The sequence below is a fragment of the Streptomyces sp. NPDC020801 genome (genome assembly GCF_044334385.1).
Taxonomy (GTDB): Bacteria; Actinomycetota; Actinomycetes; order Streptomycetales; family Streptomycetaceae; genus Streptomyces.
Genome location: NZ_JBIRST010000015.1, coordinates 201,263 through 217,113 on the forward strand (window position 1 = coordinate 201,263; position 15,851 = coordinate 217,113).

Sequence of the window (15,851 nt, forward strand, 5' to 3'; positions counted from 1 at the left end):
CCTCATGACCGACATCGACGAGACCAAGACCGGCATCCGTGCCGACGGCAGGCCCGGCGAGGGCCTGGACGCCCGCCTCGTCGTCGACCGCGGCGTCTTCCGCCTCGACATCGCACTCGGCGCGGCCCCCGGCGACGTCGTGGCGCTCCTCGGGCCGAACGGCGCCGGCAAGACCACGGCCCTGCGCGCACTCGCCGGTCTGATCCCGCTCACCGACGGCCATCTGCGCCTGGACGGCGTCGCGCTGGACCGTACGCCGCCGGAGGCACGCCCGGTGGGCGTCGTCTTCCAGGACTATCTGCTCTTCCCGCATCTGTCCGCCCTGGACAACGTGGCGTTCGGACCGCGCTGTCAGGGCGCGAGCAAGGCCGAGGCCCGGACGCAGGCCGCCGAGTGGCTCGCCCGTATGGGCCTGGCCGACCAGGCCGGCGCGAAACCGCGCCGGCTCTCCGGCGGCCAGGCCCAGCGGGTGGCCCTCGCCCGCGCCCTGGCCACCTGCCCCCGGCTGCTGCTCCTCGACGAGCCGCTCGCCGCGCTGGACGCCCGTACCCGTCTGGAGGTGCGCGCCCGGCTCCGGCGGCATCTCGCCGAGTTCGAGGCGGTCGCCGTCCTGGTCACGCACGATCCGCTGGACGCGATGGTGCTGGCCGACCGGCTGGTCGTCGTCGAGCACGGCCGCGTCGTCCAGGAGGGCACCCCGTCCGCCATCGCCCGGCATCCACGGACGGACTACATCGCCCAGCTGGTGGGCCTGAACCTCTACCGGGGGCAGGCCGACGGCCACACCGTCCAGCTGGCGGCCGGTCCCGCCATCACCACCACCGAGGACCTGACCGGAGGTGTCTTCGTGGCGTTCCCGCCGGGCGCGGTCACCCTGTACCGGGAGCGCCCCTCCGGCTTGAGCGCACGCAATCTGTGGCGCTGCGAGGTCGCCGGTATGGAGACCCACGGCGACCAGATCCGCGCGGACCTGACCGGCGAACTCGCCCTGGCGGCCGACCTGACCACAGTCGCCGCCGCCGAACTCGGCCTCCACCCGGGCGCGCCGGTCTGGGCGACGGTCAAAGCGACGCAGACGCACGCCTACCCGGCTTGAGGCGCCGTTCCCCCTACGGTGGGTGATCATTCATCACGCTCCCCACCTCCGCGAGGCACGCCCATGAGCCTGAGCATCCGCAACCAGCTGCCCGGCACGATCACCGCAGTCACCTCCGGCGAGGCCATGGCCATCGTCCAGGTGAGTCTGGACATGGGCGGCCGGCTCACCGCCGCGATCACCCGGGAGGCCGCCGAGGACCTGGCCCTCGACGAGGGCACCCCCGTGCGCGCCCTGGTCAAGGCGACGGAGGTCGCCCTGGCCACGGGAGAGGTCGACGGCCTCTCCATCCGCAACCGGCTGCCCGGCACGGTCGCCGGCATCTCCGCCGGCGGCGCCATGGCCTCGGTCAAGATCGGTGTGGAAGGCGGCGAGCTCACCGCCGTGATCACCAGGGAGTCCGCCACCGATCTGGGCCTGTCGGCGGGCATGCGGGTCACCGCCCTGATCAAGTCGACCGAGGTCTCCCTGGCCACCGCGTGAGACGGCACGGGCCCCCGCCCGGGTCGGACGGGGGCCCGTGAGCCGCTCGCTCAGTCCTCGTACGCTTCCAGCGGCGGGCAGGAGCAGACCAGGTTCCGGTCGCCGAAGGCCTGGTCGATACGGCGCACCGGCGGCCAGTACTTGTCGGCGGCCGAGACCCCGGCGGGGAAGACGGCGTCCTCGCGGCTGTAGGCGTGGTCCCACTCGCCGCCGAGCGTGGCCGCGGTGTGCGGCGCGTTCCGCAGCGGGTTGTCCTCGGCCGGCCACTGGCCCGAGCCCACCTTCTCGATCTCGGCGCGGATGGCGATCATCGCCTCGCAGAACCGGTCCAGCTCGGCCAGGTCCTCGGACTCGGTCGGCTCGATCATCAGCGTGCCGGCCACCGGGAAGGACATCGTCGGCGCGTGGAAGCCGTAGTCGATCAGCCGCTTGGCCACGTCGTCCACGGTCACGCCGGTCGCCTTGGTCAGCGGCCGCAGGTCGATGATGCACTCGTGCGCGACCAGGCCGCCGGGGCCGGTGTAGAGCACCGGGTAGTGCGGCTCGAGGCGCTTGGCGATGTAGTTGGCGGACAGCACGGCCACCTGCGTGGCGCGCTTGAGGCCCTCGCCGCCCATGAGCCGGACGTACGCCCACGAGATCGGCAGGATGCCCGCCGAGCCCCAGGGCGCCGCCGAGATCGGGCCGACACCGGTCTCCGGACCGGCCGCGGGCTGCATGGGGTGGTTCGGCAGGTACGGCGCCAGGTGCGACCTTACGCCCACGGGACCGACGCCGGGACCGCCGCCGCCGTGCGGGATGCAGAACGTCTTGTGCAGGTTCAGGTGGGAGACGTCGCCGCCGAAGTGGCCCGGCTTGGCGAGGCCGACCAGGGCGTTGAGGTTGGCGCCGTCGACGTACACCTGGCCGCCGGCCTCGTGGACCTGGGCGCAGATGCCGGCGACGTGCTCCTCGAAGACGCCGTGCGTGGACGGGTAGGTGATCATCAGCACGGCCAGCTCGTCGCGGTACCGCTCGATCTTCGCCCGCAGGTCCTCGACGTCGATCTCGCCGTCCTCGGCGGTCCTGACGACGACGACCTTCATGCCGGCCATCGCGGCGCTGGCGGCGTTGGTGCCGTGCGCGGAGGACGGGATGAGGCAGACGGTGCGCTGGTCGTCGCCGTTGGCGCGGTGGTAGCCGCGCACGGCGAGCAGACCGGCCAGCTCGCCCTGCGATCCGGCGTTCGGCTGCAGGGAGACCTTGTCGTAGCCGGTGACCTCGGCGAGCCGCTCCTCCAGCTCACGGATCAGGGTGAGGTAGCCCTGCGCCTGCTCGGCGGGCGCGAAGGGGTGCAGCTGGCCGAACTCCGGCCAGGTCACCGGCTCCATCTCGGTGGTCGCGTTGAGCTTCATGGTGCAGGAGCCCAGCGGGATCATGCCGCGGTCGAGCGCGTAGTCACGGTCGGCCAGCCTGCGCAGGTAGCGCAGCATCGCCGTCTCGGAGCGGTGCTGGTGGAAGACCGGGTGAGTGAGGTAGGTGTCGGTGCGCAGCAGTCCCTCGGGCAGCACCTCATCGGCGGCGGCGTCCACCGCGTCGATGTCACCCGCGACGCCGAAGGCGGACCACACGGCACGGAGCTGGGCCCGCGCGGTGGTCTCGTCGCAGGCGATCGAGACGTGGTCGGCGTCGACCAGGTGCAGGTTGACGCCGGCCGCGCGGGCGGCGGCGGCGATCTGGGCGGCCCGGCCCTCGGCCTTGGCGGTCAGGGTGTCGAAGTAGGCACCGTGGACCACCTCGACACCGCCGGCCTTGAGGCCCTCGGCGAGGATCGTGGCGTAACGGTGGGTGCGCTGCGCGATGGCTTTCAGGCCCTCGGGGCCGTGGTAGACGGCGTACATGCCGGCCATGACGGCGAGCAGCACCTGGGCGGTGCAGATGTTGCTGGTGGCCTTCTCGCGGCGGATGTGCTGCTCGCGGGTCTGCAGGGCGAGGCGGTATGCCCTGTTGCCGTCGGCGTCGACGGAGACGCCGACCAGACGGCCGGGCAGGCTGCGGGCGAACTTCTCGTGTACCGCCATGTAGCCGGCGTGCGGGCCGCCGAAGCCCATCGGGACCCCGAAGCGCTGGGTGGTGCCGACCGCGATGTCCGCGCCGAGCTCGCCGGGCGACTTCAGCAGGGTGAGGGCCAGCAGGTCGGCGGAGACGGTGACCAGGGCGCCCAGCTCGTGCGCCTGGTCGATGACGGGCTTGAGGTCGCGTACGGCACCGGAGGCGCCCGGGTACTGCAGGAGCACGCCGTTGATCTCGCGCCCGGCGATGTCGGCCGGGATGCCCGCGCCGAGGTCGGCGACGACGACCTCGACGCCGGTCGGCTCGGCGCGGGTCTCGATCACGGCGATGGTCTGCGGCAGCGCGTCCGCGTCGACCAGGAAGAGGCCGTTCTTGTTCTTGCCCATGCGCCGGGACAGGGCCATCGCCTCGGCGGCGGCCGTGCCCTCGTCGAGGAGGGAGGCGCCCGAGGTCGGCAGGCCGGTGAGGTCGGCGACCATGGTCTGGAAGTTCAGCAGCGCCTCGAGCCGGCCCTGCGAGATCTCCGGCTGGTACGGCGTGTAGGCCGTGTACCAGGCCGGGTTCTCCATGACGTTGCGCAGGACGACGGGCGGCGTGAACGTCCCGTAGTAGCCGAGACCGATCATCGAGGCGAGGACCTGGTTGCGGTCGGCGAGGGAGCGCAGCTCGGCCAGCACCTCGGCCTCGGTGCGGGCGCCCGGCAGGTCGAGCGCATCGGCGTTCTTGATCACATCCGGCACCGCGGCGGCGGTGAGCTCGTCGAGCGAGCCGTAGCCGACCTGCGCGAGCATCTTGGCCCGGGCCTCGTGGTCGGGGCCGATGTGGCGCTGCTCGAAGGGGATGCCCTGTTCGAGTTCGGAGAGCGGAATGCGCTGGGTGGTCATTGCGGAGGCCTCCTGGTCTGACGCGACCTTCGAGGGACACCACGGCGCGGGTGTCCCGACGGCCTCCCCCTCTGTCATCTCAACCTGAGAGCTTCACCGGGCTGCCCGAGGGCTCCCGGCTTTCACCGTCGGTGAGAGCGGAAGCCGTCGACACCCGCCCTGCTTTCCAGAGTGACCTCGTCCGTGCGGTACGTGGGCCTGAGAGATTCCGGGGAGGATTTGCTCCTTCGGCGCCTCCGATGATGCTGGAGGACTCTCCCGCACGGGGTCAGCAGCCGCTGCCAGCGTACCAGCGGGCCGGGCGCACGGGTCTTCGAGTGGCCGCCCGGCCGAATGTGCTCTTTTGTAGTGCTTACGGAGGAGTCGCGACCAAGTGGAGGGACCGTGCACACCGAGATCGATCCGCGCAATCTGATCGGCCGCAAGGCGTTCGACCGCAATGGCCACAAGATCGGCACGGTGGACGAGGTCTACCTCGACGACGCGACCGGTGTGCCCGAGTGGGCGGCCATACGCACCGGCCTGTTCTCCCGGGACGCCTTCGTGCCCCTGGAGCCCAGCGAACTGGTGGAGGGCGCCCTGCGCGTCCCCTTCGACCGGGCCCTGATCAAGGACGCCCCCGACTTCGGCGTCGGCCGTCATCTGTCCCCGGAACAGGAACTGCAGCTCTACCACCACTACGGCCTCGACGTGGCCCCTCCCCCCACGCTCCCGGACCACGACTTCGGCAAACTCGCGGGCTCGGGCTCGGGCCCGGAGGAGGCCTGAAAAGGATCAGGAACGGGCCTCGGCCGGAGACTCGCCCCCGCCCGCCCCGGTGTCCGCGTCGGGCTCCGCCGCCGGCATGGCGGCTGGTTCGGCCGGTCTTCGGGTGACCAGGGGCAGCGGGTCCACCGGCTCCAGCGCCGGATCGGTCACGCGGAACGTCCGTACCCGGCCCGGCCCGGAGCCGGGGGTTTCGAAGCGGACGGTGACCCGGCCCAGGCCGCTGCCCTGTACCCAGCCGTGCCCGTACTCGGTGTGCCGTACGTCGTGGCCGGCGGGCCAGCGCCGTTCGGCGGGCGCCGGCTGCTCCTCGGCAGATTCGTCCGCCTGTTCTTCGGCAGGGCCCTCCACCCGGCCGCCCGCCGCCTGGGCGAACAGGTCCTCCTGGGTGTAGTCGGCGAGCCCGGTCACGCCCACGCCGAGCAGCCGCACACCGCCCGTCGTGTCCACGGAGTCCAGCAGCCGCGCCGCCGCCTCGCGCACCACCGCCGGGTCGTCGGTCGGCCCGCGCAAGGTCTCGGACCGGGTAAGGGTGGAGAAGTCGTACCGCCGCACCTTCAGCACGATGGTCCGCCCGGACAACCCTGCCCCCCGCAGCCGCCGTACGCACCGGTCGGCGAGCCGTTGCACCTCCAGGCCCACCCGGAGGCGGTCGTGGATGTCCACGTCGTAGGTGTCCTCGACGGACACCGACTTGGTCTCGCGCTCGGCGACGACGGGCCGCTCGTCGTGCGCGAGTGCCATGGCGTACAGCGCGTGCCCATGTGCCTTGCCCAGCAGCCGTACCAGCTCGTCCTCGCCCGCCTCGGCGAGCTCGTCGACGGTGTGGATCCCGGCCCGCCGCAGATGGTCGCCCGTCGCGGGTCCCACGCCCGGCAGGGTCCGCACCGGCATGGGCCCGAGCATGGCCCGCTCGGTGCCCGGCTCGATGAGCACCAGCCCGTCCGGCTTGGCCTGCTCCGAGGCGATCTTCGCGAGCATCTTGGAGGCGGCCAGCCCCACGGAGCCCGTCAGGCCCGTGGCGGCCCGGATTTCGGCGCGCAGTCTCCCCCCGACCAGCCGGGCCGACTCCGCGTCCCAGGCCGCTCCCCCGGCCTCCAGGTCCACGAACGCCTCATCGAGACTGAGCGGCTCCACCAGCGGCGACAGCGCCCGCAGCAGCGCCATCACCTGCTCGCTGATGGACCGGTAGAAGCCGAAGCGCGGCACCAGGTACGCGGCGTTCGGTGCCAGCCGCCGTGCCTGGGCCATCGGCATCGCCGAGTGCACACCGAAGACCCGGGCCTCGTACGACGCGGTGGCCACCACACCGCGCGGTCCGAGCCCGCCCACGACGACGGCCTTCCCGCGCAGGCTCGGCTTGGACGCCTGCTCCGCCGAGGCGAAGAAGGCATCCATGTCGAGATGCAGGATCGTGGGCGCGCTTCTCACATGTCCGATGCTGCACCACACCACTGACAATGGCCCCGCGTGGCCCGGCACTCGCCGAACCACCGGCCCGGGCTCCGCCTGCCGGGTCAGACCGCCCGGTTGCGCCGCCTGGCGAGTTCGTCGCCGGGATTGTGGCCCACCAGGGTCTCCCCGGTGTCGATGCGCTCGCCGTGCAACTGTGACAGCGCGCTCTCCACGTCACGCCACACCACGCCGACCGCGATGCCGAAGATGCCCTGGCCGCCCTGGAGCAGGGCGTGCACCTCGTCGGGCGAGGTGCACTCGTAGACGGTGGCGCCGTCGCTCATCAGCGTCATGCGCTCCAGGTCGCGAAAGCCGCGCTCGCGCAGGTGCTGAACAGCGGTACGGATGTTCTGCAACGACACGCCGGTGTCCAGGAACCGCTTGACGATCTTCAGAACGACGACGTCGCGGAAGCTGTACAAGCGCTGGGTGCCGGAGCCGTAGGCGGGCCGCACACTGGGCTCCACGAGGCCGGTGCGCGCCCAGTAGTCCAGTTGCCGGTAGGTGATCCCGGCGGCCGCGCAGGCCGTCGGACCGCGGTAGCCGATCTGCTCGGACGCCATGGACGTCGCCCCTCCGCCGCTCGGCACGGCCGTCGGTCGCTGCGGAGCGTGGTCGGCCGCGCCGCCGTGAAGCCGGTACGGGACGCCTGCCCCGACACCGCGTCCGGGGGCACCCCCAGCCGTACCGTCGCCGCTGCTTCTCACGCCGACCTCCGTCCTTGACCTGCCTCCTCGACGGTAGGCAGTCACCAGGGGTGCGTCAACGATCGCCACACTCGGCACGCCGAGTGATAATCACCCTAAGAGTGGTTTCCCGTGCCCCACCGCAGGGAACAGCTGGCCGAATGCGCTTGCGGGAGACCTCGGGACGCACTCGCCGGACGTCCGGGGTCACTGGTTGCTGGTGCCGAAGTCCTCCGGCGAGATCTGGTCGAGGAACTCGCGGAACTTCTCCACCTCGTCCTCCTGCTCGTCCGGGATCGCGATGCCCGCGTCGTCGAGCACCGTGTCACTGCCGTAGATCGGCGTCCCCGTCCGCAGGGCCAGCGCTATGGCGTCGGACGGGCGGGCGCTCACCTCGACCCCGCTCGCGAAGACCAGCTCCGCGTAGAAGACACCCTCACGCAGGTCCGTGATGCGCACCTCGGTGAGCTCCTGGCCGACGGCTTCCAGCACGTCCTTGAACAGGTCGTGGGTCAGCGGCCGCGCAGGGGCCATGCCCTGCTGGGCGAAGGCGATCGCCGTGGCCTCGCCCGGCCCGATCCAGATGGGGAGGTACCGGTCGCCTCCCACTTCGCGCAGGAGCACGATCGGTTGGTTGGAGGGCATTTCGACCCGGACACCTACGACATCGAGCTCGTTCACACAGCAACCCTAGGCCGTGCCCGGGACGTTTGGGTAGTCGGGCCGGAAACGGGGAGCCGATCCGGCCGCCGCGGCGCCGCCCGCTCAGGGCAGACGGACGCCCAGGGCAGTCTGCACCAGCGCGGAGTGCAGCCTCACCGTGAGCGCCGCCAGCTCCTTGGTACGGGCCTCGGCGTGAGCCCTGGTCTGGGGGTTGCGGTGCCGCTTGAGCGGAGCCACCACCTGGTCGACGAGACCGGCCTCCCGGTCGGCGGCCGCCTTCATCACCCGCAGATGCCGGGGCTCGATACCAAAACGCCCCAGCTCCGAAATGAGCGAGGCGACGGTGACCGCCTCGGCGTCATAGACCCCGTCCGCCAAGGGGGTGACAAGCCCGTACGACTCCCACTCCTCGAGGTCGCCGCCGTCGATCCCGGCGGCGGCCAGCAGCTCGGCCCGCCCGATCCGGGCCGCCGTGGGTGCCTCGGACGGCACGGGCACCGCCTCGCCGTCGCGCTGCCGGCTCAGCACCGGCAGCTGCACCGCCTCGCCGCGCTCCACCGCGTCCAGATGCTCGCGGATCACCTTCAGCGGCAGGTAGTGGTCCCGCTGCATCCTCAGTACATGGCCGAGGCGCTCGACGTCCTGTGCGCTGAACTTGCGGTACCCCGAGGGGGTGCGCCGCGGCTCTACGAGGCCCTCCGACTCCAGGAAACGGATCTTGGAGATGGTGACCTCGGGAAACTCGTCACGCAGTGAGTTCAGCACCGCGCCGATACTCATCAGTCCACTGTCCGCGGCGGCGGTGCCGTGTCCGGCACCGCCGCTCGGTGTTTGAAGCATGGACCTTCCCTGGGGTCCCCCCGGACGGAGTCCGGGGGAGGTCAGATTCCCTGCCGGCTCGAGTAGAAGACCAGCCGGTACTTGCCGATCTGCACCTCGTCTCCATTGGACAGAGCGACCTGGTCGATCCGCTCCCGGTTGACGTACGTGCCGTTCAGGCTGCCGACGTCGGCCACCGTGAACGAGCCGTCCGGGCTGCGCCGGAACTCGACGTGGCGGCGCGAGACGGTCACGTCGTCCAGGAAGATGTCGCTCTGCGGATGACGCCCGGCCGTGGTCAGGTCGCCGTCCAGCAGGAAGCGGCTGCCGGAGTTCGGTCCGCGGCGCACCACCAGCAGAGCCGAGCCGAGCGGCAGTGCGTCGACGGCCGCCTGCGCCTCCGGAGACAGCATCGGTGTCTGTCCGGTGGCCTCGGCGTCGTAGGCCTCGAGACCGGAGATCGAGATCGTGGACGTCGTCTCCGACGGACGCTCCGGAACCGCGCCACCCCTCAGCGGCGCACCGCAGTTGGAGCAGAAGCGGCTGTTCTCCGCATTGCGGTTACCGCACCTCGTACACACCAGGGCCGACATGGACGGATCCTCCTGCCGCGGCTGCCCCGCCGGGGCATTGGACGCGTACGGGCCGGCGGCAAACCCTCCACCCGTACCTGAGGTTGACGGTTGCCCGAAACCTATGCCGCCCGACTGGGCAGGGTCAACAGACGGCGCGCCCTGACCACCGGAAATGTCGCCACCCGGACCGGCGACCTGATCCCGGAACAGCGGACGCTGACCCTCCGCATCGGGCTGTGCGCGATGGCGGGCGGTCGCGTTGTCGCTGCCCTCTCGCGCGCTCTTGCCGAACAACTTCGCAAACAACTTCACGGGCGATTCCCCTTGACCGAAACAGACCCGCCCGTGGGGCAGGACGAACCCTGACTGCATACACCGGTCGACCCGGACACCTTCACAACGTCCGTATCCACCAGACAGTTTCCACCACGCACCACCCAATCGGTGCGCCGACCCCCCGCAACCTCATGCCCCTGCCGGACGACCGCCATGCACCCCCGGTTCACTGGGAGGACGACCGAGCGTAGTCAGGCCGCTTCGCCGCCCGCAAGGCGTCCACGACGATCTTGTTCGATCGCTCGACCGTCACGGTGGCCTGCTCCTTCTCAAGAGTCTGCACCACGCCTCCAGGGATGTTGAGCGCCGGCTCGAGGTCCTGCGGCTTGCCGATGACCTGGAAACGATAGGGGCGGTTGATCTTGTTCCCGTCGACGTCCACGCTCTTGCCGGAGTCCGTCAGATAGGTGCCGGCGACCACCCGCACACCGTTCACCTGGATCGCCTCCGCACCGGCCGCACGCAGCTCCTGTATCGCGTCGAGCAGCATGTCCGCCTGGACCGTCCCCTTCGTGTCCTCGATCGTCATCGTGATGCCGGGTCCCTGCGCGGCCACGGTGCCCGCCAGAATGCCGAGTTGCTTCTCCTTCTCGACCGTCTGCTTGCGGGCCTCCTCCGCCTGGTCCGAGCTGTTCTCCAGCTCCTGGCGCTGCTTGTCGAGACCCTGCTTCTCGTCCTCAAGACGCTGAGTGCGATCGTCCAGTTCATCGAGGATGCGGACAAGGTCTTCCTGCCGGGCGCCGCGCAGCGCGCTGCCGCTGTCGCTGTTGGACGCGACCTGGACAGCGAGGCCGAAGCCGAGGCCGAACAGCAGCACGGCGACGATGAGTTGGGCCCGGCTCAGGCGCGGCGGCCACAGGCCCTTGACCAGCCGCTGACGCCCGGTGAGCTCCGGCCCGGGCTCCTGTGCGGGGCCCTGACCCCCCTCGGGGCCCTGGCCGGCACCGCGCGCCGCCGTTCCGGCCCCGGGCCCAGGCCCAGGCCCAGGCCCGGGCTCGGAGGCAGCCGGCACTTCTTCGGGGAGTTCCTTGCGCAGCCGGTACTCGGGCCGCTGGGTGCCCGGCCGCGGCGGGGGCTGCTCCTTGCCCGGCCGGGAGCCGGACTGCTCGTTGCCCGATCGGGACGCGGACTGCTGGTTGCCCGGCAGGGGCTCGGGGCGTTCGCTGCGCGGCCCGTTCTGGGGGCCGTTCTGGGCGCCGTTCCGCGGCCCGTCCTGGGCGCCGTCCTGGGGCTGTTCGTCCTGGTGGCTCATCCGTCTCACGCCCGGAACACGTGCCGTCGGATCGCCGCGGCGTTGGAGAAGATGCGGATACCGAGGACGACCACGACACCCGTGGACAGCTGGGCGCCCACACCCAACTTGTCGCCCAGGAAAACGATCAGCGCGGCGACGACCACGTTCGACAGGAACGACACCACGAAGACCTTGTCGTCGAAGATGCCGTCGAGCATGGCCCGCAGGCCCCCGAAGACGGCGTCCAGCGCCGCCACGACGGCAATCGGGAGATACGGCTCGACGACCGCCGGAACCTCTGGCCGGACCAACAGGCCGGCCACGACTCCCACGACGAGGCCCAGTACGGCGATCACGATGTGCCCTTCTCAGTGCTCGGCTGTGCGATACGTACGATCACACTCGGTGCGGCGGACAGCCGGAGGTCGCTCTCCGTGGAGATGCTGGTCCGGATGCCGTAGTTGTCCTGCAGCGCGTGCAGATACAGCCCGTCGGGGCTGTTCTGGAACCGGGTGCTCAGCCTTTTCCCGTCCCCCACCGCGAGCACCGTGTACGGCGGCACCAGCGGCTTGTTGTCGACCAGTATCGCGTCACCCGCGGCCCTGATCGCGGACAGGGCGGTCAGCCGCTGCCCGTTGATGGAGACGGCCTCGGCCCCCGACTGCCACAGCCCGTTGACGACGCGCTGCATGTCCCGGTCACGCACCCGCCCGGTGTCGGAGAAGCCCGACGTCTCGCGCGGGTTGCCGTTGCCGCCCGAGCTGGCTTCCTTGGCGTCGTTCACGACGAGCTTCACGCCGGGGCCGTGCACCTCGGTCGCCCCGGCGAGCAGTCCCACCAGTTCGGCCTGGGCGCTCCCGCCGCTCTGTCTGAGCGCCTGGCGCTGCCGGGCACCCACGTCGTCGCGGAGTTTGTCGACATTGCCCTCGAGCTTGTCCGCCGCCGCGGTCTCGCGGTCGATGCGGTCGATCAGCTCCTGACGCTCCTTGGCGACGACCGGTGCCGCCACGCGCGCCTGTGCCGCTCCCACGGTCACGACGAGAGCCGCCAGCACCAGGCCGGCGGCCAGCCCCAGCCGCGCCCGGAGCGTCCTCGGCATGCCGCGCTCGCCCGCGGCCCTCTTCCGCGCGGCGGCCTCGGCGTAACCGTCGTCGAGGCTGTGGTCCATCACGTTGGTGATCAACGACATGGACGCGTCCGGACGTGAAGGCCGCGAGGGGATGCTCCGAATGGGGGGTTGCTGCGGCATGCCGCACATCGTCGCACGTCGCGCCCGAGACCTCCGAATGGCCCCACCGGCATGCCGGACAGGCCCCCTTGAGGACACTTGTCCGGCACGCGTGCGTGCTGTCCGTTTTGCGTTCGGACGCCGTTCTTCCCTACCGGCCCGCGCTGTCCACGACCGCCGACCACTCGTCCAGCAGGGCCTGGGCGGAGGCGTCGTCGGGACCCTCGGCCCACAGGTGCGTGACGGCCTCGGCCGGGTCGGGCAGCACCATCACCCAGCGCCCGTCGGTCTCCACGACGCGCACACCGTCCGTCGTGTCGACGAAGCGGTCTCCGGCCTCCTCGACGACCCGGCGCATCACCAGGCCCTTGACGGCCCACGGAGTGGCCAGATCCCGCTTGAGGACGTGGGCCCGCGGGATCCGGGCGTCGATCTGGCTGAGGGTGAGCTGCGTCCGCGCCACCAGCCCGATGAGCCGCACGAAGGCCGCCGTACCGTCGTAGACGCTGCTGAACTCCGGGACGATGAACCCGCCCTTGCCGTCACCGCCGAAGATCGTTCCCTCCTCGCCGCCGACGCGGGTCAGGTCGTCGGGCGAGGTGGTCGTCCACTCGACCTGCGTGCCGTGGTAGGCGGCCACCTGCTCGGCGATGCGGGTGGTGGTCACCGGAAGTGCCACCCGGCCGCTGCGCCGCTCGGCGGCCACCAGGTCGAGCATGACCAGCAGCGCCCGGTCGTCCTCGATGATGCGGCCCTTCTCGTCGACGAGCGACAGCCGCTCGCCCACCGGGTCGAACCGCACGCCGAACGCGGCACCGGAGGACGCCACGATCTCACCGAGGCGCACCAGGCCCGACCGGCGCATGTCGGCGCTCTCCGTCGGCCGGGACTCGTCGAGACCCGGGTTGATCGTCAGCGAGTCGACCCCGAGCTTGCCCAGCAGACTGGGCAGGACGAGGCCGGCGCTGCCGTTCGAGGCGTCCACGACGACCTTCATGCCGGACTCGGCGATCCCGGTCGTGTCGACGTTCCGCAGAAGCGAGCCGGTGTACGAGTCGAAGACGCTGGACGGGAAGTACAGGTCGCCGATCTCGCCCGGGAACGCACGCCGGTACTCCTGGCGTGCGAAGACCCGGTCCAGCTTCCGCTGACTGCCCTGCGAGAGGTCCGCGCCCTGTCCGTCGAAGAACATGATGTCCACCGAGTCCGGCACACCGGGCGTGGTCCGGATCATGATGCCGCCGGCGCTCCCCCGCGCGGTCTGCTGCCGGGCGACCGGCAACGGCACGTTCTCCAGGTCCCGTACGTCGATGGCGCTGGCCTGGAGCGCGGAGATGACCGCCCGCTTGAGCGCGCGGGCACCCCGGGAGTGGTCGCGAGCCGTGGTGACGGTGGAGCCCTTCTTGAGCGTCGTCGCGTACGCGCCGGCGAGCCGTACGGCCAGCTCCGGGGTGATTTCCACGTTCAGGATTCCGGAGACGCCGCGCGCGCCGAAGAGGTGCGCCTGGCCCCGCGACTCCCAGATGACAGAGGTGTTGACGAAGGCGCCGGCCTCGATGGTCTTGAACGGGTAGACCCGCACATTGCCCTGGACGATCGATTCTTCACCGATCAGGCACTCGTCGCCGATGACCGCGCCGTCCTCGATCCGCGCCGCGCGCATGATGTCGGTGTTCTTCCCGACGACACAGCCCCGCAGGTTGCTGTGCTGCCCGATGTACACGTTGTCGTGCACCACGGCCCGGTGCAGGAAGGCACCGCTCTTGACGACGACGTTCGAGCCCACGACGGTGTGCTCGCGGATCTCGGCGCCGGCCTCCACCTTGGCGTAGTCACCGATGTAGAGCGGCCCGCGCAGCACGGCGTCGGGGTGCACCTCGGCGCCCTCGGCGACCCAGACCCCCGGAGAGATCTCGAAGCCGTCGATCTCGACGTCGACCTTGCCCTCCAGGACGTCCGCCTGGGCCTTCACATAGCTCTCGTGGGTACCCACGTCCTCCCAGTAGCCCTCGGCGACATAGCCGTAGATGGGCTTGCCTTCCTTCATCAGCTGCGGGAAGACGTCCCCGGACCAGTCCACCGGAACATCGGCCTCGACATAGTCGAAGACCTCGGGTTCCATCACGTAAATTCCGGTGTTCACGGTGTCGGAGAAGACCTGGCCCCAGGTCGGCTTCTCGAGGAACCGCTCGACCTTTCCCTCTTCGTCGACGATGGTGATGCCGAATTCCAGGGGATTGGGCACGCGCGTGAGACACACGGTCACCAGCGCGCCCTTTTCCTTGTGGAAGTTGATCAGCTCGGTGAGGTCGAAGTCGGTCAGCGCATCGCCGGAAATGACGAGGAAGGCATCGTCCTTCAACGCCTCTTCGGCGTTCTTGACGCTTCCGGCGGTACCGAGTGGCTTCTCCTCATTGGCATAGGTGAGCTCCATTCCGAGCTCTTCTCCGTCACCGAAGTAGTTCTTGACCAGCGAAGCCAGGAACTGGACTGTGACGACGGTCTCGTTGAGCCCATGCCTTTTGAGCAGCCGCAGCACGTGCTCCATGATCGGCCGGTTGACCACCGGCAGGAGCGGTTTGGGCATGCTCGAGGTCATTGGGCGAAGGCGAGTGCCTTCGCCTCCGGCCATCACGACGGCCTTCATGTCGGAAGCGTCCTCCTCCAAGAGACGACGATCTAGCCGACTTACACGTCCAGATTGTCCCGCACTTTTCCGAAGCGGGCCATCGGAGCCCCCGCGGCTGCCTGAATGGACGAGATCAGTCGGCCATGGCGTCCGCACGGACCAGGCGGCGGACTTGTACCACGTAGAGGACTCCTGCCCACCAATAGAGCGTTGTACCCCATCCTGCGAACGCCCATCCGAAAATAGCAGCGAGTGACGAGATCCAACCACTCCCGTCACTGAGCAGGAGCAACGGGAAGGCGTACATCAGGTTGAACGTCGCTGCCTTGCCCAGGAAGTTCACCTGGGGCGGGGGGTAGCCGTGACGTCTGAGGACACCCACGGCCAGCAGGAGCATCAATTCTCGCGCCAGAAGGAGGGCGGTCAGCCAGACTGGCAGAATCTCGCGCCAGGTGAGTCCCACCAGGGTGGAAAGTACGTAGAGCCGGTCGGCCGCGGGGTCGAGAAGCCGGCCGAGGCTGCTGATCTGGTTCCACCGCCGGGCGAGTTTGCCGTCGAGGTAGTCGCTGACGCCGCTCAGCGCGAGCAGCAACAGGGCCCAGCCATCGCTCTTGGGGCCGCCGAACTCCGGCCTGAGGATCAGCCACAGGAAGACGGGCACGCCAACGAGCCGCGCCATGCTGAGGACGTTGGGGATGGTGAGGACCCGGTCCGTCTGAACACGGGTCTCCTGGACCTCCACCCGGGGGCCTCCTGGGGAAAACGTACCGATGATGCCTCCTGACCCTACCTCAACGCAAAAAAGCTCTGGCCCTCGGGCTGTGTGCCCAAGAGCCAGAGCTCTAAAAGGAGTTCGGCGGTGTCCTACTCTCCCACAGGGTCCCCCCTGCAGTACCATCGGCGCTGTAAGGCTTAGCTTCCGGGTTCGGAATGTAACCGGGCGTTT

14 protein-coding genes, 1 rRNA gene and 1 riboswitch are annotated in these 15,851 nt (G+C 70.2%); of the genes, 3 read left to right on the forward strand and 12 right to left on the reverse strand.

Features of this window, described 5'->3' with window-relative positions; all coding sequences use genetic code 11:
* Nucleotides 1–4: 4 nt before the first annotated feature.
* On the forward strand, nucleotides 5–1,096 hold the full coding sequence (locus ACH4UM_RS28300) for an ABC transporter ATP-binding protein (RefSeq protein WP_398185058.1): 1,092 nt from the start codon (nucleotides 5–7) through the stop codon (nucleotides 1,094–1,096).
* Between the two features lie 63 nt (nucleotides 1,097–1,159).
* Nucleotides 1,160–1,579, forward strand: coding sequence for a molybdopterin-binding protein (locus ACH4UM_RS28305; RefSeq protein WP_398185061.1), 420 nt, complete (start codon nucleotides 1,160–1,162; stop codon nucleotides 1,577–1,579).
* 50 nt (nucleotides 1,580–1,629) lie between these two features.
* On the opposite strand, the gene gcvP is transcribed toward ACH4UM_RS28305, so the two are convergent.
* Nucleotides 1,630–4,515, reverse strand: coding sequence for an aminomethyl-transferring glycine dehydrogenase (gcvP, locus tag ACH4UM_RS28310; RefSeq protein ID WP_398185064.1), 2,886 nt, complete (start codon nucleotides 4,513–4,515; stop codon nucleotides 1,630–1,632).
* Between the two features lie 176 nt (nucleotides 4,516–4,691).
* A riboswitch (glycine riboswitch) is annotated at nucleotides 4,692–4,786 on the reverse strand.
* Nucleotides 4,787–4,899: 113 nt separating this feature from the next.
* Here gcvP and ACH4UM_RS28315 point away from each other — a divergent pair.
* Nucleotides 4,900–5,283, forward strand: coding sequence for a PRC-barrel domain-containing protein (locus ACH4UM_RS28315; RefSeq protein WP_398185067.1), 384 nt, complete (start codon nucleotides 4,900–4,902; stop codon nucleotides 5,281–5,283).
* 6 nt (nucleotides 5,284–5,289) lie between these two features.
* Here the strand turns inward: ACH4UM_RS28315 and ACH4UM_RS28320 are convergent, their stop codons facing one another.
* From ACH4UM_RS28320 to rrf, 11 genes are all read right to left on the reverse strand, one after another.
* Nucleotides 5,290–6,711 (reverse strand): DNA polymerase IV, encoded by a 1,422-nt coding sequence (locus ACH4UM_RS28320; RefSeq protein WP_398185070.1) that lies wholly within the window; start codon nucleotides 6,709–6,711, stop codon nucleotides 5,290–5,292.
* Between the two features lie 86 nt (nucleotides 6,712–6,797).
* On the reverse strand, nucleotides 6,798–7,442 hold the full coding sequence (locus tag ACH4UM_RS28325) for a MerR family transcriptional regulator (protein WP_398185073.1): 645 nt from the start codon (nucleotides 7,440–7,442) through the stop codon (nucleotides 6,798–6,800).
* Nucleotides 7,443–7,628: 186 nt separating this feature from the next.
* Nucleotides 7,629–8,102 carry a bifunctional nuclease family protein gene (locus ACH4UM_RS28330; protein WP_004934251.1) on the reverse strand — a complete coding sequence of 158 codons (474 nt, stop codon included), beginning with the start codon at nucleotides 8,100–8,102 and terminating at the stop codon, nucleotides 7,629–7,631.
* Between the two features lie 84 nt (nucleotides 8,103–8,186).
* Nucleotides 8,187–8,924 carry a MerR family transcriptional regulator gene (locus tag ACH4UM_RS28335; RefSeq protein ID WP_398185076.1) on the reverse strand — a complete coding sequence of 246 codons (738 nt, stop codon included), beginning with the start codon at nucleotides 8,922–8,924 and terminating at the stop codon, nucleotides 8,187–8,189.
* 41 nt (nucleotides 8,925–8,965) lie between these two features.
* Nucleotides 8,966–9,850 carry an FHA domain-containing protein gene (locus ACH4UM_RS28340; RefSeq protein ID WP_398185103.1) on the reverse strand — a complete coding sequence of 295 codons (885 nt, stop codon included), beginning with the start codon at nucleotides 9,848–9,850 and terminating at the stop codon, nucleotides 8,966–8,968.
* A 130-nt stretch (nucleotides 9,851–9,980) separates the two neighbouring features.
* Entirely contained in the window at nucleotides 9,981–11,066 is a 1,086-nt protein-coding gene (locus tag ACH4UM_RS28345; protein WP_398185079.1) for a DUF881 domain-containing protein, read from the reverse strand.
* Between the two features lie 5 nt (nucleotides 11,067–11,071).
* A complete protein-coding gene (locus ACH4UM_RS28350; RefSeq protein WP_003988855.1) occupies nucleotides 11,072–11,404 on the reverse strand; it encodes a small basic family protein in 333 nt (110 codons plus the stop codon).
* Nucleotides 11,401–12,306 carry a DUF881 domain-containing protein gene (locus ACH4UM_RS28355; RefSeq protein ID WP_398185082.1) on the reverse strand — a complete coding sequence of 302 codons (906 nt, stop codon included), beginning with the start codon at nucleotides 12,304–12,306 and terminating at the stop codon, nucleotides 11,401–11,403. The genes ACH4UM_RS28350 and ACH4UM_RS28355 overlap by 4 nt, the downstream gene beginning before the upstream one ends.
* Nucleotides 12,307–12,427: 121 nt before the next feature.
* Nucleotides 12,428–14,923: a sugar phosphate nucleotidyltransferase gene (locus tag ACH4UM_RS28360; RefSeq protein WP_398185085.1), complete on the reverse strand. Its 2,496-nt coding sequence runs from the start codon at nucleotides 14,921–14,923 to the stop codon at nucleotides 12,428–12,430.
* Between the two features lie 115 nt (nucleotides 14,924–15,038).
* A complete protein-coding gene (locus tag ACH4UM_RS28365) occupies nucleotides 15,039–15,647 on the reverse strand; it encodes a CDP-alcohol phosphatidyltransferase family protein (protein ID WP_398185088.1) in 609 nt (202 codons plus the stop codon).
* 109 nt (nucleotides 15,648–15,756) lie between these two features.
* A 5S ribosomal RNA gene (rrf, locus tag ACH4UM_RS28370) occupies nucleotides 15,757–15,851 on the reverse strand; the annotation flags it as partial.